This is a genomic window from Pararoseomonas baculiformis (assembly GCF_017813395.1).
GTDB classification, from domain to species: Bacteria; Pseudomonadota; Alphaproteobacteria; order Acetobacterales; family Acetobacteraceae; genus Roseomonas; species Roseomonas baculiformis.
In genome coordinates, this window is the sequence record NZ_JAGIZB010000008.1 from 12162 (window position 1) to 31757 (window position 19596).

Sequence of the window (19596 nt, forward strand, 5' to 3'; positions counted from 1 at the left end):
GGTGTGCGTGGCTACTCGGCCGCGCTCGGCAAAGGCGGGCAGGCCACGGCACTGGCAGCCCGGCCGGCGCCCTCGGGTGCAGGCCCCCGACGGGCGTAGCGGAAGCCCTTCTCCGCCCCGACATCGGGCAGGTGGCCATAGATCGGCTCGCCTGGCAGCGCCTCCGCCATCACGTGCCGCGCCTCAGCCAGGCGGTCGAGGTCGATGCCGGTGTCGAGGCCCATGGCCTCAAGCATCCAGACGAGGTCCTCTGTCACGATGTTGCCGGTAGCCCCGGGGGAGTAGGGGCAACCACCGATGCCGCCTTGTGACGAGTCGAAAGTGGTCACCCCCGCTTCCAGCGCGGCAACCACGTTTGCGAGCCCCTGCCCGCGCGTGTTGTGGAAATGGGCGCCGCCTGCCTTGTCGCCGAGGCCTGCGCGGAGCCGCTTGAACATGCGCCGCACCTGGACCGGATTGGCATAGCCGACACCGTCCGAAAGGCCGATGGAATCGGCCCCGGCCCTTGCCAGCCGGTCCGCCATTTCGAAAACCCAGTCCTCCTGCACCACTCCCTGGATGGTGCAGCCGAAGGCCGTGGAGATGCCGATCTCGACTTCCGGCCGCTGCCCTGCCGGCAGGCGGTCGCGATAGGCGCAGACTCGCTCGACCTCCTCGATTGCCTCCTCGCAGGTCATCCGGATGTTCGCGAGGCTGTGCGCATGGGAGGCTGATACAGGCATGGTGATCCGATGCGCCCCCGCCTGAACGGCGCGCATCACGCCCTTCATGTTCGGCGCCAGCGCCAGCACGGAAAGGCCTGGGATCGTGACGGCGTCTCGCACCACGGTCTCCGCATCCGCCATCTGCGGAAGCAGCTTGGGGTGAACGAACGACCCGACCTCGATCTCACTAAGCCCGGCGGCGGCGAGGGCGCGGATCCAGCAGATCTTCGCCTGGGTCGGCATGGTGCGGTGCAGGCTCTGAAGCCCGTCCCGGGGGCCAACTTCGCTCACCACCACGTCCATGCTGGCCTCCCCGAAGGTCTATACAATAGAACCTTATTTCAACTATTAGTAAGGCGCTCCATCTGAAGCGTCAAAGAAATTTCGGGAAACCGCATGGCCCGCTATCAGCTCCGGCCTCTCGCCCAGTCCTCAGCACCAGAGGGCGGGGTGGCGGCCGTGGATCGCGCATTGCTGCTTCTGGCCGCCTTTCGCCAAGGCGATGGCGCGCTTAGCCTGATGGAACTCACCGCCCGCACAGGGCTAGTGAAGAGCACGGCACTGCGCCTTCTGGCTTCGCTCCAGCATTTCGGCTTCATCCAGCGCCGGCCAGAAGGTTATGCCTTAGGATCGGAGATCAGCCGCCTTCAGGCTGTGCACGCTGCCTCCTTCAACCTGGGCGATGTCGTGTTGCCTGTCCTTCGCACGCTTTCCGCCCAAACAAAGGAGAGTGCCACCTTCTACGTGCGCCAGGGCGATCAGCGCCTCTGCCTCTATCGCGTGGATTCCCCGCAACCGCTGCGCGACCACGGCCGCGCCGGCGACCTGTTCCCGCTGGACCGCGGCTCTGGTGGCCGGGTGCTCCTTGCCTTCAGCGGAGCGGAGGGGGAGATCTACGACCGCATCCGGCGTGACAAGCTGATTGTCCTCGTCTCAGACCGCGTGCCGGACTTGGCCGGCGCTTCCGCGCCCGTCTTCGAGGCTGGGGGGGGACTGGCTGGATCTGTCACGCTCATCATGCCCGCCACGCGTTGCCAGCCATCCCATGGGGAGCGCGTGCGCGAGGCCGCGATAGGCTTGACGCGCCAGCTCGGCGGCCCGGTTTCGCTTTTCGACCGCTGAGGCCTCGCGAGTGCCTCCGCGTCCACCCCTGGAGGTCCATCCAGGTGATTGTAGTCCGGACGCAGCCCCCATGCTGGTCCGGCCTTCTCGGCCCGGCGTGACGCAAATCGCTGACCTGGTGCACTCGGGTGCATGTCGCCGGCGGGTAGAAGCTGACCGTTCGGACCGGGGCAGCGTCTGCCTTTGCGCATAACGCGCCAGAAAGCGGTCCGGCCGAAAACTGCCAGCCTCCCACCTCGGCTCAGCGGCCATCCCGGCCACCCAAGCGTTTCCGCGCCCCCCCCGGAATCCGGAACGAAGTCATTCGGGGTCTATCGCCTCGGTGCAGACTAGCAGAACATGGCAGTCGTCAGACACGAGGCAGCGTCGCACAGGTCGAGTTTCACGGTTCCTGCTGACGTGGCGTGGCTTTCACCGGGAACCCGGTGACCCGCCCATTTTGGCAAAGACCTGCCGGTCCTTGTTCTCCTGCATCAGCATTGAGAAGCTTGGAATCTTCTCAAAGCCGAGACCCTGGGGAATGCCAGTGTCCGGGTCGGGCTGGACCTTGGCATAGCTTGCGCTGGAGATCTTCTCCCACTTGCCCGCGGGCTTCTTTACCTCAAGGCTCACCACCCTTGCCTTGAGGACCATCCGCACGATGGCTTCCTTTGGCGCCGATGGCTTGGTCAGGCTCGGCGCGCCGGCCATCACCTGCCAGCCGCTCCTTACAGCCCAGGCGGTCAGCTCATCCTTGTCCATTGGGGCGACCTTTCATTTCGTCCGCCCTTATGCCACTCCGGCCATGTCAACGCGAAGGCGACGTAGCTTGTGTGCTGCTTGTCCTTTGTAAGCTCGATTCCGCAGGCAACACCCCGTTTGAACCAGGGACACCGATCGGCGTGGTTAGTGGCAGAAGCCACCGGCTCTGCTGAGGTCGCAGTTTGAACAGCGATGCGTGCCGTTGGCACAAGAGTTGACAGAACCCGTCCGTATGCGGGTGTGAATGAGGATGTTTGATGATTCCGACTGATCGCCCACTCCTACTTGCGACCCACAGCGGCACTTTCCATGCGGATGATTGCCTCGCCTACGTGATCCTGACCGGCGCTCTGGGTCTGGATGAGAATGGAGGCACGCACGAACTGGTCCGGACGCGGGATCAGGCGCGTCTGAAGACTGCCGATATCGTCTGGGACGTGGGTGGCGTCGCCGACGAGGCAGCCTGGCGTTTCGATCACCACCAGCCAGGAGCACCAAGGGCAGAGGACGGCGCCCCCCTGAGCTCGGCCGGGCTGGTCTGGCGTGCCGTAGAGGCGGGGAACAAGCGGAGCCTGGGGCAGCGCTACGTGCGGAATGCGCTCGCCAAGTCCGGCTTCCCTGACGTTGACGATTCCACGATAGAGCGCATCGCGGAGGGGATCCGGAGCAAGTTCGTGCGCCATGTCGACCTGGTGGACAATGGCGTCGAGCGCGCGGCGCCAACCGATCTCACATCAATGGTCGAGACCTTCAACGGCGCCTGGGACGCGCCGAGCCAATCGGATCCCGTAGCGTTTGAGGAGTTTCAGCGGCGGGGCTTCCTCCGCGCCAGCCGGATGGTCGCCGACGCAGTCGAGCGCCAGATCGAGAAGGAACGCGGCGCAGCCTTCGCCTACCAGGCAGTGGTAGAAGCCTGGAAGGACTGCAAAGCGGGGGCGAGCGGCCTCTACCCCGACGTGCTGGAGTTGCCACGGGGGATGCCATGGCAGCGGCCGGCCTTCGAACTGGCGATGCCCATCCTCTATGTGACCAGCCCGGAGCCTGATGGCCGATGGAAGGTGCAGGCGATGCCAGCTGAGAAAGGGAGCTTCGCCAGCCGCCTGGAGATGCCGGCCGCCTGGCGTGGGCTGCAGGACGCTGCCCTGGAACAGGCTTGCGGCATCGCGGGGGCACTCTTCGTCCATCGCGGTGGTCACCTGGCGATCGCTGCAACCCGCGATGCGGCCCTGGCTATCGCCAGAGCCTGCCTAGCCAACAAGCTTTCGCCCGCGGAGGCCCTGAGGAAGGCCTGGGGACGCTAAGCAACTGCTGGCGTGGAAACGCCTGTTGTGGCCAAGAGATCGCTGGAAACGTCGTGACGGGGGCGTGGCGGTGGAGAGAAATCGCCGGAGATCCAGCGGGCAACCAGGCGTTTGAAGCGGCAGATGATCTCGGCCCGAGATCTCAAAATGCTAGCTGGCGCCACGCTCCGTGAGGTCGAAGCGGGTGACGGCCTCGGGCGCATCACCGAACCAAGCATCGATGGCGCAGGCACGTACACCTAGCGCACTGACGCGCCCCGCCCCGTCCAGCACCAGAGGCAGGTCGTGTCCCGGCAACAGCACGGTGCCTGGAACCGCGCGCCAGGCGGCGTTCAGGCGTTCAATGGATTGAGCATGGGCCGCCGCATCGAGCGTCATATCGGCGCGGCCTGTGGCCAGCTCCGAGCGGTTCTTGGCGACGTCGGCAGAGAAGATCGTCGGTGGATCTCCTGCCAACACAAACACCATATGGTGTAACGTATGGCCGGGTGCCGTGAAGCAGGTGATCCCAGGCAGCCCGGTTTCGCCGTCCTGCAGCCGCCGCAGGCGCGGGTGGCGGGCCAGCTCCCGCACCGTGAACTCAGGATAGAGCGGATCGCCGTCCGGCAGGGCCTGTGCCATCTCCAGTTCCGCCTCGCCGACATAGAGCGTGGCGCGCGAGAACATCGGCCAGTTGATGCAATGATCGTAGTGCAGATGCGTCAAAATCACGTCCGTGATGTCCTCCGGCCTTACTCCTACTGCCTCCAACTGCGTCAGCAACCGCCGCCTCGCGCCGAAACCGCCAGTATCCAACAACGCGGTTCGTCCCTCCGGACCGCGCGCCAGCGCCACGGTGCTCCAGCCAAGCCCGCCATGATACTTGGACTTCCCGGGATAGCCCTGCAGCAACGTTTCGACCGTCCAGGACATTGCTTGTTTCCCTCCGTCTGATCCGTTCCGCGGCTAACCTGCCGCTATGATTCCTGTTTGGCCTTATCGGGTTGGCTCGTCGGAACCCGCGTAAGCTGATGGACCGCATGCTTGGCCTCGGCCAGCAACCGCATTTTTGTGGCATGCTGGTCATCGAGATGGCGTGTGAGCAGCGCCGCTGCGCCGACCTGGTCCCCCGCATCGATCCGCTCCAGGATCGCAAGATGCTCCCGCGACTGCGTCGGTAGCCGCGCGCGATCAGTGGAGATCAGATAGTAGGTCGCCACTCGGCGCAGGCGCGTCATGCGGCGCCCCGCGTCAGCGAAGAAGCGGTTATTCGAGGCTTCCAGCAGCGCAAGATGGAAGCCGGCATTTGCCTCGAACACCTCGCGCGGGTCAGGCGACGTATCTGCGCGCTGCAACAGATCCTCCTGCTCCTGCCTAAGCCTCTCCAGCACGGGAGCGGCCAGCGCAAATCCCGGTTCCAGCAGGGCCGCCGGCTCGATCGACCGGCGGAAACGATAGGCCTCGTCATAGGAATCGGGGCCCTCGATCAGTGCGACAAAGCGCCAGGCGCCCGCGGGGCGGCGCTCGATCCAACCCTCGCCCAGCATGTGCAGCAGCACTTTGTGTACGAGGCCGCGAGGGGCGTCGTAGCGGCGCATCAGAGCGGCCTCCCCCACCAGGTCGGGCAACACTCCGCCCAGGCGGTCAGCCGCCATGCGCCAATAAAGGCGCTCCGCTGCGTCATCCTCCTCCGAGGGCACGCCCAGCTCGGTGCCTGCCGCCGGCAACTGGCGCAGCCGCAGGCGGCCGGTCGGCATTCGCTCCAGCGTACCCGCTTGCAGCAGCAGGTGCAGCGCCCCACGGACCGGAGCGCGTGACGTTCCGAGTGCCTGAGCCAGCGCGGTTTCGCCCACGCCGCAGCCCGGTACAGCACCACTGGCGCGGAGGTGATCAGTAATCGACCGGGCGAGGCCGCGATGCAGGGCGGCTGCGGAGGGGCGGGGCATGCTGCCTTTCTGCCAAGATGGTGCGCCGCTGGCAAACACCCTTTCGTCGTTTATTCGTATAAGATACACATCAATCAACCAAGCACAGAACGTCCAGGCCATGCTCTTCCCACCGACCACGCCATCCATGACCCTCAGCGGCCCCTTCGGCGCGCGCAGGGCCGTGGATCTGCGCGGAGTGGCCGGAGACAGGCTGTCCCGGATGCCCTGGTGCCACCGTGTCCTGCTGGAGAATGTGCTTCGGCAGGATGATCCGGATGTCCGCTCCTCCGGTGTCGAAGCCCTCCTGGCCTGGCCTGAGACCGGGCGATCGGAAGCCGAGATTCCCTTCACTCCCCTGCGCATCCTGATGCACGACACCACCTGCGGCCCGGCGCTGACCGACATCGCGGCGATGCGCGATGCACTGGCCGAAGCGGGAGGCGATCCGACCCGGCTGAACCCAGCGGTGCCAGTGGTGACCTCCACAGATCATTCCGTCGCTGTGGATGTCTCCGGCACGCCCGATGCGCTGGCCCTGAACATGGCACGCGAGATGGCCCGCAACGGCGAGCGCTACCGCTTCATGAAATGGGCCGCGGATGCCGTGCGCGGCTTTCGGGTTTTCCCCCCGGGCACCGGCATCATGCACACGATCAACCTCGAGCGCCTCGCCAGCGTGGTGGCCACTGTGGTGCAGGATGGCGAGGCCTGGTCCGTGCCGGACACGCTGGTGGGTACAGATAGCCACACGCCGATGGTGAACGGCATCGGGGTTCTGGGTTGGGGTGTCGGTGGCATCGAGGCCGAGGGCGTGATGTTCGGCGTTCCGGTCTCGCTGCGCGTGCCGGACGTCGTGGGCGTGCGCCTGACCGGCGCCTTGCCGGATGGCGTGCTGGCGACGGATCTGGCCCTGGTGGTGACGGAGCGTCTGCGCCGGCTTGGCCTATCCGGAGAGTTCGTGGAGTTCTGCGGCCCCGGCATCAGCACCCTGACCGCCGGCCAGCGTGCTGTCGTCGCGAATATGGCGCCGGAGTATGGTGCAACCACCGGCTGCTTTCCGATCGATGAGCAGACCCTGGCCTATCTGCGCGCTACTGGTCGTTCGCCGACACAGCTGGCGCTTGTGCAGGCCCATTCCCTCGCCCAAGGCCTTTGGTACGATCCTGCGGAGGAGCCGCGCTTCAGCAGCATCACCGAAGTGGATCTTTCAGCGCTACGGCCCTCGGTCGCCGGCCCGCGGCGCCCCCAGGATCGGCTGGACACCGCCGCCGTTCCCGCCGCGCTCGGCGAAGCGGCGCCGGGAACTGGAACGCTCCCGGCCCAACCCGTGGCTCTTGCCGCCATCACCTCCTGCACGAACACCACGGATCTCGGCCTTCTGGTCTCGGCTGGCCTCGTTGCCCGCAAGGCACGGCAACTGGGCTTGCGCCCGGCGCCCTGGGTGAAGACCTCCCTCACCCCAGGTTCGCCCGCCACGGCAAGGCGTCTCGAGCGCGCAGGGTTGCTCGCCGATCTGGAAGCACTGGGCTTCGCCATCGCTGGCCATGGATGCGCCACCTGCATTGGCAACTCTGGACCGCTTCTGCCCGTGATGGCGGAGGCCGTGGAGCGGGATGGAGCAAAGCCCGTCGCAGTACTGTCGGGAAACCGGAACTTTCCGGGGCGGGTGCATGCACAGATCGACTCCGCCCTGCTCGCCTCCCCTCCCCTGGTCATCGCCTACGCCCTTGCCGGACATGCGGGGCTGGACGTAGCACGCGACCCGCTTGGTAGGCGCCCGGACGGTCAGATGATTCATCTCTCTGACCTCTGGCCCCGGGCCGCCGAGATCGAAGCGGCCATAATTGCCGCAACCGATCCGGCCGATGTGGCCGTCTCCTATGCCGAGGCAGAGGCATCTGGCCCCTGGTCCGCGCTGCAAGCCCCGGCGACCGCGCGCTTTCCCTGGGACCCCGCCTCCACCTATCTACGCCGCCCGCCTTTCGTCAGTTTCGGCACGCCAGAATTGCCACCGAGCACTCTCGCGGCGCACCCGCTTCTTGTGCTGGGCGACGACATCACCACCGACCACATCTCCCCCGCAGGCGCCATCCCGGCGGGTAGTGACGCTGCGGCATGGCTGATCGAGAATGGCGAGGACCCCCGCGACCTTAATGTCTATGCTTCCCGGCGTGGCAATTGGGAGGTGATGCTGCGCGGCCTCTTCACCAACCGCAGCGTCATGAACCACCTCGCTCCCGGCGCTCCTGCCGGGCACACGGTCTTCGCCCCGACCGGCGAAGTGCTGCCCACCTGGCGGAGCGCCACGCGCTATGCCGAGGCCGGACTTCCTGTGGTCCTGCTGGCCGGCGAGCGATATGGCACTGGCTCCTCGCGCGACTGGGCGGCCAAGGGAGCGCATTTGCTTGGCGTCCGGGCGGTGCTGGCTTCCAGCTTCGAGCGCATCCACCGTTCCAACCTGATCGGCATGGGCGTGCTGCCGGTTCGGATGCCGGAAGGTTGGCGCTCCACGGATCTGGGGGTGCGGCCAGGTGACACCATCGAGATTGATTTCGATCCGGCCGCTCTCTCTCCCCGCGCCATACTGAAGGTGAGGCTACGCCGGGCCTCCAGCGGAGTGGAGGAAGGCTTGGCAACGGCCCTGCTGGACACGGCGCGCGACGTATCCTTGATCCGAGCGGGGGGAATCATCCCGATGATCCTGCATCGGGCGCTGGAAGCGGACGCGAGTGCCGCCGCACCTGAAATCCCCAGAGCAGACAAACACAGGGTGGAACGATGAGCGAAACAGCCCTCCCCGAGGCGGACCTTCTCGACCTGGCAACCCGCGCCCTTACGGCTGGCGGTATGCTGGCGGAGGAAGCGGCGCTGGTCGCGCGCGTGCTTGTACTTGCCGACCTGTTCGGCGTGCGCACCCATGGCATTAGCCGTGTGGCGCAATACCTCGACCGCGTGCGGATCGGCGGCATTGATGCCCGCGCGGATGTCGCGACGCTGCGCGTCGCTCCCGGCCTGGCTACCGTCGATGGGCGCAACGGCATTGGTCCGCTCGTCGGAATGCGTGCCTTGGAAGCGGCGATGGAGGGCGCGCGTGCAGCCGGTATCGGCGCTGCCTTCGCACGCGGGAGTAATCACTTCGGTCCGATCATGCCCTACGCCCTGCTCGCGGCGGAGCAGGGTTTCGCCTCCATCATCGCCAGCAACGCCACCACCACCATTGCGCCTTGGGGCGGCAAGGACACCCGCGTCGGCAACAACCCGATCGGCATCGGCGTACCCAATCCTGGAGGCGACCCAGTCATCCTGGACATGGCGCTGAGCGTCGCCGCACGGGCGAAAATCCGGGCCCTCGCACAGCGCGGCGAATTGATCCCGGAAGGCTGGGCGACGGATTCCGAAGGCAAGCCCACCACGGACCCGAAGGCTGCCCTGTCAGGCTTCCTGCTGCCCGTGGGCGGTCATAAGGGCTACGGCCTGGCGGTGATGGTGGACCTGTTGGCGGGGCTGCTCTCCGGCGCCTCCTACCTCACCCACGTGCAAGCCTGGGACAAGAACCCTGGCGCCCCACAGAATCTCGGCCATGTCTTCATCCTGATTGATACGTCCAGGCTGGGCAGCGCCGAATGGCTGAGGGACCGCATGGCAGACTTCGCCGCCATCCTGCACGAGACGCCCGCCGCAGACTCGGCTTCCCCCGTAATGCTACCCGGTGAGCGGGAGATGGCCGCCTATGCGCGCGGGCGGACCGAGGGTGTGCGCGTGGCAACTGCGGACATCGAGAGGCTCAGGGAGCTCGCCGGCACCTAGCGGTCAGCCGACCTGACGGGCCGCCTTCCTAAGCGGCCCCCAAGAAAAGCAAACAACCAACGGGAGAACCCAAGACATGACCAGTTCGCTTCACCTCACGCGCCGGGGTCTCATCACGGCGACTACCGCCATGGCGCTCGCCCGCCCCGCTCTGGCGCAGGGCGAGTACCCCAACCGCCCGATCCGCATCATCGTCCCCTATGCGGCCGGGGGCGGGCAGGACATCACCGCCCGGCTGGTGTCGGAGCCGTTGCGCGCGGCGCTCGGCCAGCCTGTGGTTGTGGAGAACCGCACCGGCGCCGGCGGCATGATCGGCGCTCAGGCCGTGGCGACGGCGGCGCCCGACGGATACACCTTCCTGCTCGGTGGTGCTGGCGAAACCGCAGTGGCTCATCACCTCTATCGCGAAAAGATGGCCTATGACTCGTTGCGGGACCTGAGGCCCGTGTCGCTCATCGTGAAGGTTCCGAACATTCTGATGGGCAGCATGAACGCGCCCTTCAAGACCGTTGCAGAGCTGGTGGAGTACGCTCGCGCGAACCCGGGCCAGCTGAGCTACTCGTCCTCAGGCATCGGCAATCCGCAGCACCTGGCTGGTGAGCTGTTCAACCGGATGGCGGGAATCCAAACGGTGCATGTGCCCTATCGCGGCTCTGGGCCGGCAGTGACCGATATCGCGGCGGGCCAGGTCCAGTACGGCTACAACAGTCTCGCTTCTGGGCTTTCGCTCATCCGTGATGGCCGCATCCGTGCCGTCGCCGTCACCTCGCGCGAGCGCCTGCCGCAAATGCCGGACGTACCCTCCGTCTCGGAATACGCGCCTCTGGCCGAGTACGAGCTGATCAACTGGTTCGGCGTCTTCGCTCCCGGCAACACGCCCGGCCCGATCGTCGAGCGTGTCTCTGCGGCCCTGGCCGCGGCGCTGCGGGAGCCGGAGCTGCGCGGCAAGTTCGAGGTCCAGGGGCTCCTGCCACAGTCGATGACTCCTGCCGAATACCGCAGCTTCGTCACGGCGGAGTCCGAAAAGTTCGGGCGCATCGTGCGCGAGGCCAACATCACCGTCGATAGCTGACGCCGATGATGGAGGAAGCAATACCCAATTCTTCCTGGCGGCGGATCCTGCTTACGGGCGCGGCAGGCGAAATCGGCTGCGCCATACGCCCCGCCTTGCGCGGCACGGCAGGGCGGGTCCGCTTGCTCGACCGCCGCTCAATCAAGGATACGACCGAAGATGAGGAGGCGGTGCAAGGCGACATCGCCGATCCCTCAGTGGCCGAGGCGGCGACGCGGGAGGTGGATTGCCTCATCCACCTTGCCGGCATCCCGCGTGAGACGGGCGGTACGCCGGAGGAAATCCTGCACACCAATGTTGTCGGTTGTCATACGCTGTTCGAGGCGGCGCGGCGGAATGGCACCCGCCGCATCATCTTCGCCAGCAGCAACCACGTCATTGGCTTTTACCGCGCCGGCCTCCCGGTCGGCACGGAGGAGCCTGTCCGCCCGGATGGCTACTACGGTGTCTCGAAAGTGTTTGGCGAGGCACTGGGCCGCCTTTATGCGGACAAGTACGGCATGGACGTCGCCTGCCTGCGTATCGGGGCCTTTCGCGCCCGCCCCGGCAATGCTCGCGAACTGGCGGCGTGGATCAGCCATCGTGATATGGCTCAGCTCGCCCGGCGCTGCGTCATGGCGCGTTCCTTCGGCTTCCTGACCCTCTATGGTGTTTCCGGAAATCGCCGCGCTCTTTGGGGCGGCGATGCGGCGGCGCGGGCCCTGATCGGCTACGTGCCACAGGACGATGCCGAGGCCTATGCCGCGGAGTTGGAGGGTGTCGCGACACCTGGGGGCGGGGTTGCCGCCTTATTCCATGGTGGCTCCGTCTGCGCCCTTGACTTCCGGGGTGACCCGGAACGCGTCACCTAGTGCTCTACGGGAGAAAACGAGAGATGCCCGTCATCGCACCAGACGCGCTGCGAAGCTTCGTCGCCTCACTTTATGCTGCAGTCGGCCTCCCGCCCGAGGATGCCGCGCTGGTTTCCGACACGCTTGTGCGGGCAGACATGTGGGGGCATTCCTCCCACGGCGTGATGCGCGCGCCATGGTACATCGACCGTGTCCGGGCAGGCACGATGAAACCTGTCACAGAGCCCGAGGTGATCGTGGATGCGGGTGCCATCTCCGTCATCGATGGGCGGGATGGCGTCGGTCAGGTGATTGCAAAGCGCGCGATGCTGGACGCGATCAGGCGCGCGAAGGCCCATGGTGTCGGCGTCGTCTCAGTCCGTGAGTCCAACCACCACGGCGCGCTAGGGTACTTCACGCGCTTGGCTGCAGAACACGACTGCATTGGACTGCTGACCGCTAATGGCAGCCCCGCCATGGCACCCTGGGGTGGCCGTAAGAAGGTGATCGGCAACAATCCCTGGTCAATCGCGGCGCCAGCAGGACGATATGCGCCGATGGTTCTGGACCTCGCCAACACAGTGGTTGCACGTGGCAAAATCTTCCTCGCGCGCCAAAAGGGGATTCCAATCCCGGAGAACTGGGCCATCGACGCGCGAGGCCGCCGCACCACTGATCCTGTCGCGGCACTGGGCGGGGTCATTCTGCCCATGGCCGAGCACAAGGGTTACGCGATTTCGGTGCTGATGGATGTGCTCTCCGGCGTCCTTTCCGGGAGCGGCATTCTGACGGAGGTGAGTGGGCCGTACCAGGCGGAGAAGCGCAGCCGCAGCGGTCATCTTGTACTGGCGCTGGATATCCAGGCCTTCGGACCGGTTGCGCGCTTCAAGGAGCGGATGGAGCAGATGATTTCGGAGATCAAAGCAACGCCCCTCGCTGAAGGCGTCGACGAGGCCTTCTATCCCGGGGAGATTGAGGCGCGAAGCGAGGAGGAAAGCAACCGTCGGGGCCTCGAAATACCCGAGCAGACGTACATGGATCTCTCCCGCTCCGCCCGGGAACTTGGTGTAACCTTGCCGCCGGATTGGTGGTGAGGCCAATGCGCTAGAACACCCAGGGGCATAATGGCGCGCGACTCCTTCCCATCCTACCAAGTCGGGACTGGCTCCTGCCGTCGGCACGGTGGCCGGGGTCATCACGGCTCGCGCGCTCAAAGGTCGACATACTCGCTCAGCCGGAACCCAACTCGGCCGTCTGCTTGCCCTGTCGGATTTTCGAACGCGGCCGGTCCGCTGTCGGCCAAAGGCGGCATCCGAAGTTCGTTCGTGGACCGAATGCAGGTGAGCTGGTGTTCCCCGGCTTCGTCATTCTGCCAGCATCGGCATGAATGACTGCGCGAGTTGGGATGGTGCACGGCGGCGGAATTGCAGGAGCCGCGCCTGCATCGGCACTGCCGGGTGAAAGGGCCGGGTCTGCATTCCCTGCCTCTGCGCCCCCATCAGCGCGAAGCCATCCAGCACCGCAATCCCCACCCCCGCCTGGGCCAGGGCGCAAGCGATGGAGGATCGGGAGGCCTCAACGGCAACAGATAGGGGTACGCCCGCCTCCTCGAAGGCCCGTTGCAGCAGCATCCTCCCGGGCTGGTGCGGCGCCACGGAGATCAGCGCCTCTCCGGCGAGATCCACGGCGGTGAGCGCCTCCCTCGCCGCCAGCGGGTGCCCGGGCGGCAGCAGGCATCCCAGCTCCGCCCGCCGAAGGTCGCGAACCAGCACGCGGGAATCGCCCACCGGGCCCATGACCAGCCCGAGATCCACCCGGTGATCCACGACAAGGCGGATCACCTCCGTCGCTGTCCCCGCGCGAAGGGAAACCGAGACCCCAGGATGGGCTTCGCGGAAGCGCCTGATGGCCGCCGGCACCATGCCGTGCGCGAGGGTCGGGGTCGTGGCCAGTGTCAGAAGGCCGGTGCGCCCCTCCCGCAGGTCCCGCCCGAGCCGCTGCACGAGGTCGATCGCCGCCAGCGCCCCCACCACCTCCGGATACATCGCCTGCGCCTCCGTGGTCGGCACTAGCCGCTTCCGCTGCCGCTGGAAGAGCCGGAATCCCAGCCGTTCCTCCGCCTGCTGCAGGGTCTTGCTCACGGCAGGTTGGCGTACATGAGCCGCCTCGGCGGCCGCGGTGACGGTCCCGAGCTCCATGACATGGCGGAACAGGTCCATCTCGCGCGGGGTCAGAATCATAACTGGGCACCATGATCACATTCGAAGACAGTATTTGAAGGCATGAAGTCGCCCGGTGAAGATGGCGGCAACGAGACCCCTGGGAGAGAGACATGGTCCCCTTTTCGCGCCGTCACGCGCTTGCCCTGCCCGCCGCTGCGCTTGTCGCCGGCCGCGCGGGCGTGGCCCTTGCCCAGGGCGACTACCCATCCAAGACCGTCTCAGTGATCGTCCCCTTCGCGCCGAGCGGCGGCGCGGACGTTGTTAGCCGCCTCGTCTTCGCCCAGGCCGGCCCTGCGGACGGGCCGGGCTTTGTTATCGAGAACCGTCCCGGAGCCGGAGGGAACATCGGCGCCGAGGCGCTCAGCCGCGCGGCGCCTGACGGCTACACCATCGGCACGATCGCGATCAGCACCCACGGGGTGAACCCCACGCTGTACCGCCGTCTTCCCTTCGATCCGCTGGCCGACTTCACCCCGATCGCTCTCCTCTCCCTGCAGCCCGTGGTGGTGGCGGTGCGGGCGGACAGCCCCATTCGCAGCATGGCGGAGCTTGTGGCCCGCAAGGGCGACGACCTCACCTACGCATCCGCAGGCAACGGCACCTCCGGCCACATGGCGGGCGAGCTGCTGCGCATGAAGACGGGCATGAAGATGCTGCATGTCCCTTATCGCGGCAGCGGCCCGGCCTGGACGGACCTGCTCGGTGGCCGTGTGGACGTGGTGATCGACAACGTCCAAGCCGGGCTGCCGCATTACGAGGGCAAGCGCGTGCGGATCCTCGGCGTCTCCTCCGAGAGGCCCGTGGACGTGCTGCCAGACGTCGCTCCGATCGCCAACGTCGTGCCCGGCTACGTCGTGAACTCCTGGAACGGCCTCGCGGGGCCGGCGCGCATGCCTCAAGCGGTCACGGACCGGCTCTCCGCCATAGCGCGTGCTTGGCTCGCCAAGCCGGAGCTGAAGGCGCGGTACCGCGAGCTGGGCATCCTTGTCCCTCCCGATACCAGCCCCGCCTACCTCGCCTCCTTTATCCGGCAGGAGATCGCGATGTGGGCGCCCGTCGTGAAGGAATCCGGAATGCAGGTGGATTGATGGACGGCATGGCCCAGACAAAGCCCGGCGCGTTTGAGGAGGTCGCGGCCCTTCGCGGCGCCCCAACCCCTCCGGGTGAGGTGACGATCACGGGCGCGGATCCCTTCTTCCGCACGCCCTTCCGCATCGGCACGGCCGTCTCCGGGGCGCTGGCCGCCACCGGGGTCGCCGCGAACGATATTTGGGAGCTGCGCGGACACCCCCGCCAGAAGATCGCGGTTCGGCTGGATGAGGCCGCGGCCACCCTCCGTACCGTGGACTACACCCGCGCCCGCGGGGAGGACGGGGCTTATCGCCACGTCCCCATCCCGCAGACCATGGCGCACATGCTGAAGGTCACGCAGCCCTGGCGGGCCCGTAACGGCCGCTGGTTCCTGCCCCACCTGAATCTGCCCGTCCTCAGCGCCCGCGTCCTCGGCGTGCTGGGCTGCGAGAGCACGCCGGAGGCCGTCAGCGCCGCCGTTGCGGGGTGGGATCCCGTCGAGCTGGAGGAGGCGATTGCGGCCGCCGGCGCCTGCGGCGGAGCCATCAGAACGCAGGCGGAGTGGCTGGCCCACCCGCAGGGCGCCTACCTGGCGGGACGGCCGGTTGTCGAGCTGGAGCGTACCGGCCCCTCCGCGCCGGAAGCCTTCCATCCGGGCGACCGTTCCCTCTCCGGCATCCGCGTCCTTGACCTCACCCGCATCCTCGCCGGCCCCGTTGGCAGCCGCGGCCTGGCTGAGCACGGGGCGGACGTGCTGATGGTGACCGCCCGCGATCTGCCGCAGACGCCTGAGCACGTGCGCGACACCAGCCACGGCAAGCGCAGTTGCTTCCTCGACCTGAAGACCGCGGAAGGAGCGTCGCGCTTCGCCGAGCTGGTGCGGGAGGCGGACGTGGTGGTGAACGGCTACCGCCCGGGCGCGCTGGCCCGGCTCGGCTTCGGCATGGAGGAGCTCGTCCGCCTCCGCCCCGGCATCATCCAGGTCACGGTTAGCTGCTACGGTTCGGGCGGCCCTTTCGCGGAGCGGGCGGGCTGGGAGCAGGTGGCCCAGGCCGTCACCGGCATCTGCGAGACCCAGGGCGCCGCGATTGGCGCGGGCCAGCCGAAGCTCGTCTTTGCGCCGGTCTGCGACTACACGACCGGCTATCTCGCCACCTATGGCGCCCTGCTCGCCCTGGCCCGCCGCGCGCGGGAGGGTGGGAGCTGGGCGGTGCACGTCTCTCTCTGCGGATCCGCCATGCTCCTTCAGCGCCAGGGTCTGCTGCAGGACTTCTCGTCCGCGCCGGAGGTACTCGCCGAGGATCGGCTCGCGCCGCTGCAGGTCCGGGAAGAGGGTGTCTACGGCGACCTCCTGACCCTTGGCCCGGTGCTCCGCATGTCGGAGACACCGCCCCGCTGGCACAGCCCAACGCCGCGCCTCGGAGGCGACGCGCCGGTCTGGCTGCCACGGGCATAGGCCTTGTGCAGGCGGCGGCTCAAGCGTGATGAGCCGCCACTGGTCACCCCTGCACTGACAACTCACTGGATGGATCGGCAGCATTGAGGCCGGCCTTCCAGCCCAAGTTCCCTCCGAGAACCGCCAGGATCAGGCGGGGCATCGCATCGTGACGCCCTGGGAGACGCCGCCCGGGGCGTTGACGCTGCTGTTCCGGGACACCCCCGTGATCGGCCGAACGGCGTTGGCCGACGTGACGCAGAACAGGCTTCCTTCAGTGTTCGGCAGGATCCTGGCGATGGCAGAGTTCAACGTGGTGATGCGGGCATGAGCGACGACACCACCGAGCGCGATGCCACCAGCAATGAAACCGGCGGCGAAGATTGCAACGGGGGATGCGGCAACATGTTTCTCTCGCCAGGCAATCAGGCGCGATAACTCCTCACCAGCACGGCTAATGTGCGGTGCAGGGGGCTTGCTACAGTCGTCAGCTACCTCCCCGCGCAACACTCCGCCGTCCACCAGCAGTCTGTCGAAGCCTACAATGACGGCCCTGCGTCCAGAGCGGTCGTCCGGCCTGTCTGGCCGTGCTGTCCGAAGTGGATGTAAAACGGGGCCCGGCAACGACTGAGCCCGCTTCGCCCGTGCTGTCGGCTGCGCCGCACTGGACTACGTGATCTGGTGCCGCGTCGCGTCGGGAGCGTTCCCCGCGCCCTACTTCGACACCTCGACGAAGGCAGCATAGGTCTTGTCTCCGACGTCACAGAGCCATCCGACCGTGCTGATCTGTGCCGCATAAGGCGACATGGCAGGTACAAAATGCGCCGCAAGCGTCGCGCCAGTGACGAGCAGTTTGCCGGCTGCGGTTAGGCGGGAGAAGGCCGGCTGATCCGGGTCGAGCGCCTTGCCCAGCGCGTCTGGCGCGGTCAGCAGCATGAGGCTGTCACGGAGCACGGGCGCGCTCGGAGCAAGCGCTGGCACGAAGGGTTCCAAAGCCTTTACGGCTCCCGCCGCGAACTTGCCTCCTGCCGCGAGCCGGGCCGTCGGCGTGAGCGTGCCGTCGGTCACCTTCGCGAACCCATCCGGTACGCCCAAGAGGAAGACGCCGGCCCCGAACGCGCCCTTTCCCACCGCCGCCTGAGCCGCCTTTTCCAACTCGCCGAGGGTACCCCTCGCGGCCATCTGGTGCTCGCGCGGCACCATCGCCATAAGTTGGGGGAACAGCTTTGTCGACTTCGGCTCGAGGCCGAGGGCCGCAAAAAGGGCCGTGTCGAGCTTTCTGTCGGCCAGGTCCGGGTCGACAGCCGGCGATGCCGGAGAGAGCAGGCCCGGTAGGGAGAGGCGCGCCGCACCGGGCGTCGCGCCGGCGGCAGCGGTCGTCACCGCCACAGCTGCCTCGCCGCGCTGCGCCGCCCGCGCTTCCAGTACGGCCGCGATCCCCGGGTTGCCAATGATCGCGCGAAGCTGTGGAGGCAGCTCCGGAAGTGGGCGCACCTGACTGACGGTGAATTTCATGGCCCGCCAACCTAGAACTCCGCGCAGGCGAAAGTCATCACCGATCTCTGCGAAAGCGGAGCCGGTGCCGTGATCGGCACAGGGCAGCCGGCCCGCAAGGCAGCGGGGCTACTGCCCTCTGTAGTAGCGGGTCAGTGCCGGTTCGGCCTCCTCCCACGCCATGCTGAAGCGAACAGGCGGCTTCTGGCTATTCAGCCCCACCCTTGCCCCATTCTCCTGAACCGCATTTCCGCGGCTCAGGAGACGTGCTATCAAACGCGAGCATTCGGGTGTTCCGCTCGCACAACGATGGCGACTGTGATCCGCACGGGTCCTCAGTGCTCCAGCTGGCGCCTTCTCCCGCCTTCGCTGGACCAGTGGCGATGCAGTGGGCGAACTGGTTACGGGGCAGCGGGACGGCCAGGCCTAGATTGGGAACGGGTGATGGTCCCCAGGATCTCAGCCTCGACACCTGCCACGTGAAAGCCCACCGCTCCGCGGCAGGCGGAAAAGGGGGGAGTGGACGCAAGCGGTCGGACGCTCGCGCGGCGGCCGCACCTCCAAGATCCACCGCCTGGCCGATGATCGCGGCCGCCCGATCGCCCTCGCGCTGACGCCCGGCAACGTCGCCGACATCACCATGGCCCTGCCGCTGCTCCAGGCCGCGGCACGCCCCCGACGTCTCATCGCCGACAAGGCCTATGACGCCGAAAGCCTTCGCCGCTGGCTGAAGGACAGGCACATCAAGGCCGTTATCCCGTCCACCGCCACCCGCACCGTGCCCCACCCAATCGACCACCGTGCCTACAGGCGCCGCAACATCATCGAGCGCCTCTTCTGCCGCCTCAAGAACTGGCGGAGGCTGGCCACACGATACGACCGCCTCGCGCGAAACTGCCTCGCCAGCCTCGCACTCATCGCCACCATCAGTGAGTGGACCTGAATTAGTCCCCTACCTAGCCCGTCGTGCGGCCCGGGCGGGCGAAGGCAGTGCTGGCAAGGGCGATGAAGCCGACGGCCAGAGGAGCGAAGGAAGGTGAGGTGACCTGGCGAAAGTGGTCCATCTGAGATTTTAGTTTTTCGGCGGATTTCCCCATGATGAATGAGGAGATTGGCCATGAAGAAACGGTTCTTGGTCGAGCAGATCGTGTCAGTAATGAAGCAGGCGGAGCTGGGCTTGCCGGTGGCGGAGCTCGGTCTGGACGAGGCGGTGCTGCAGGATGTGTTGTCAAGAAATGCCCCGGCCCGCGGTCATGAAGGAGGTGGTCGCCTATGTGACGGCGAGTCACGGCCTCAGCGAACGGCGGGCCTGTGCCCTGACAGGCCAGCACCGCTCGACGCAGCGCAAGCCGAGCACGCGGGATCCCCGCCTCGAGATCCTCCAGCGCATGCACGAGATGGCCCGGGTGAGGATCCGAGACGGCTACCGGCGGCTCCGCGTGATGCTGCGGCGTGACGGCTGGGCGGTGGGCAAGAGCTTGGTGTGGCGGCTGTACCGGGAGGAAGGCCTGGCGCTGCGCAGCAAGCAGCACCGGCGCCGCAAACCTGTTCGTAGACAACGGCGCGGAGTTCACCGGGCACCTCGTCGATCTCTGGGTCTACCACCATGGCACGCGGATCGACTTCTCACGGCCTGGCAAACCGACGGACAACGCCTTCATCGAAACCTTCAACGCCCGGCTCCGGGCCGAGTGCCAGAACCTGCACTGGTTCGAGACGCTGACCGAAGTCCGGCGGGAGATCGAGGCCTGGCACCGCAACGACAATCAGAACCGTCCTCACATGGCCCTTGGCCAGAGGACGCCGCAGGAATACCGTTCTCTGGCAAGCCCTTCAGGGGTGCCAGAGGGCTCCGTAGCCGTCGAAGGCTAACGCTGGACCTGCACCACC

General features: G+C 66.9%; 17 protein-coding genes and 1 pseudogene. 12 read left to right on the plus strand and 6 right to left on the minus strand.

The window, feature by feature from the left end; genetic code table 11:
- Window positions 1-11: 11 nt before the first annotated feature.
- On the minus strand, window positions 12-995 hold the full coding sequence (locus tag J8J14_RS09855; protein ID WP_342452427.1) for a hydroxymethylglutaryl-CoA lyase: 984 nt from the start codon (window positions 993-995) through the stop codon (window positions 12-14).
- A 105-nt stretch (window positions 996-1100) separates the two neighbouring features.
- Between J8J14_RS09855 and J8J14_RS09860 the strand changes: the two genes are divergently transcribed.
- A complete protein-coding gene (locus J8J14_RS09860) occupies window positions 1101-1826 on the plus strand; it encodes an IclR family transcriptional regulator (protein WP_209379336.1) in 726 nt (241 codons plus the stop codon).
- Between the two features lie 411 nt (window positions 1827-2237).
- Here J8J14_RS09860 and J8J14_RS09865 read toward each other — a convergent pair whose 3' ends face one another.
- Window positions 2238-2567: a hypothetical protein gene (locus J8J14_RS09865; protein WP_209379337.1), complete on the minus strand. Its 330-nt coding sequence runs from the start codon at window positions 2565-2567 to the stop codon at window positions 2238-2240.
- A 257-nt stretch (window positions 2568-2824) separates the two neighbouring features.
- Here J8J14_RS09865 and J8J14_RS09870 point away from each other — a divergent pair, with 257 nt between their 5' ends.
- Entirely contained in the window at window positions 2825-3868 is a 1044-nt protein-coding gene (locus J8J14_RS09870; RefSeq protein WP_209379338.1) for an MYG1 family protein, read from the plus strand.
- Window positions 3869-4018: 150 nt separating this feature from the next.
- On the opposite strand, the gene J8J14_RS09875 is transcribed toward J8J14_RS09870, so the two are convergent.
- A complete protein-coding gene (locus J8J14_RS09875; RefSeq protein ID WP_209379339.1) occupies window positions 4019-4780 on the minus strand; it encodes an MBL fold metallo-hydrolase in 762 nt (253 codons plus the stop codon).
- Between the two features lie 44 nt (window positions 4781-4824).
- The gene (locus J8J14_RS09880; RefSeq protein WP_245215627.1) at window positions 4825-5922 is read right to left on the minus strand and encodes a GntR family transcriptional regulator; all 1098 of its coding nucleotides are present in this window, start codon (window positions 5920-5922) and stop codon (window positions 4825-4827) included.
- Between J8J14_RS09880 and acnA the strand changes: the two genes are divergently transcribed.
- The 5 genes from acnA (at window position 5921) to J8J14_RS09905 (ending at window position 12578) form a co-directional block, all read left to right on the plus strand.
- Window positions 5921-8557, plus strand: a complete 2637-nt coding sequence (acnA, locus tag J8J14_RS09885) for an aconitate hydratase AcnA (RefSeq protein ID WP_245215628.1) — start codon at window positions 5921-5923, stop codon at window positions 8555-8557. The two genes, J8J14_RS09880 and acnA, sit on opposite strands and share 2 nt — an antisense overlap.
- The gene (locus J8J14_RS09890) at window positions 8554-9582 is read left to right on the plus strand and encodes an Ldh family oxidoreductase (protein ID WP_209379342.1); all 1029 of its coding nucleotides are present in this window, start codon (window positions 8554-8556) and stop codon (window positions 9580-9582) included. The genes acnA and J8J14_RS09890 overlap by 4 nt, the downstream gene beginning before the upstream one ends.
- A 130-nt stretch (window positions 9583-9712) precedes the next feature.
- On the plus strand, window positions 9713-10654 hold the full coding sequence (locus J8J14_RS09895; protein ID WP_209379343.1) for a Bug family tripartite tricarboxylate transporter substrate binding protein: 942 nt from the start codon (window positions 9713-9715) through the stop codon (window positions 10652-10654).
- An 8-nt stretch (window positions 10655-10662) separates the two neighbouring features.
- Window positions 10663-11505, plus strand: coding sequence for an NAD-dependent epimerase/dehydratase family protein (locus J8J14_RS09900; RefSeq protein ID WP_209379500.1), 843 nt, complete (start codon window positions 10663-10665; stop codon window positions 11503-11505).
- Between the two features lie 23 nt (window positions 11506-11528).
- Window positions 11529-12578, plus strand: coding sequence for an Ldh family oxidoreductase (locus tag J8J14_RS09905; RefSeq protein ID WP_209379344.1), 1050 nt, complete (start codon window positions 11529-11531; stop codon window positions 12576-12578).
- Window positions 12579-12848: 270 nt separating this feature from the next.
- Here J8J14_RS09905 and J8J14_RS09910 read toward each other — a convergent pair whose 3' ends face one another.
- Window positions 12849-13724 (minus strand): LysR substrate-binding domain-containing protein, encoded by an 876-nt coding sequence (locus J8J14_RS09910; protein ID WP_209379345.1) that lies wholly within the window; start codon window positions 13722-13724, stop codon window positions 12849-12851.
- Between the two features lie 92 nt (window positions 13725-13816).
- Between J8J14_RS09910 and J8J14_RS09915 the strand changes: the two genes are divergently transcribed.
- The 3 genes from J8J14_RS09915 to J8J14_RS09925 all read left to right on the plus strand — a co-directional run bounded on the left by J8J14_RS09915 (window position 13817) and on the right by J8J14_RS09925 (window position 16543).
- A complete protein-coding gene (locus J8J14_RS09915; protein WP_209379346.1) occupies window positions 13817-14794 on the plus strand; it encodes a Bug family tripartite tricarboxylate transporter substrate binding protein in 978 nt (325 codons plus the stop codon).
- Between the two features lie 8 nt (window positions 14795-14802).
- Window positions 14803-16233 (plus strand): CoA transferase, encoded by a 1431-nt coding sequence (locus J8J14_RS09920; RefSeq protein WP_209379347.1) that lies wholly within the window; start codon window positions 14803-14805, stop codon window positions 16231-16233.
- 148 nt (window positions 16234-16381) lie between these two features.
- Window positions 16382-16543 (plus strand): hypothetical protein, encoded by a 162-nt coding sequence (locus J8J14_RS09925; RefSeq protein ID WP_209379348.1) that lies wholly within the window; start codon window positions 16382-16384, stop codon window positions 16541-16543.
- Between the two features lie 383 nt (window positions 16544-16926).
- On the opposite strand, the gene J8J14_RS09930 is transcribed toward J8J14_RS09925, so the two are convergent.
- Window positions 16927-17727, minus strand: a complete 801-nt coding sequence (locus J8J14_RS09930) for a hypothetical protein (RefSeq protein ID WP_209379349.1) — start codon at window positions 17725-17727, stop codon at window positions 16927-16929.
- Between the two features lie 451 nt (window positions 17728-18178).
- Between J8J14_RS09930 and J8J14_RS09935 the strand changes: the two genes are divergently transcribed.
- Window positions 18179-18649 carry an IS5 family transposase gene (locus J8J14_RS09935; RefSeq protein ID WP_209379501.1) on the plus strand — a complete coding sequence of 157 codons (471 nt, stop codon included), beginning with the start codon at window positions 18179-18181 and terminating at the stop codon, window positions 18647-18649.
- Between the two features lie 174 nt (window positions 18650-18823).
- A pseudogene (locus J8J14_RS09940) lies at window positions 18824-19578 on the plus strand (integrase core domain-containing protein).
- Window positions 19579-19596: the final 18 nt, after the last annotated feature.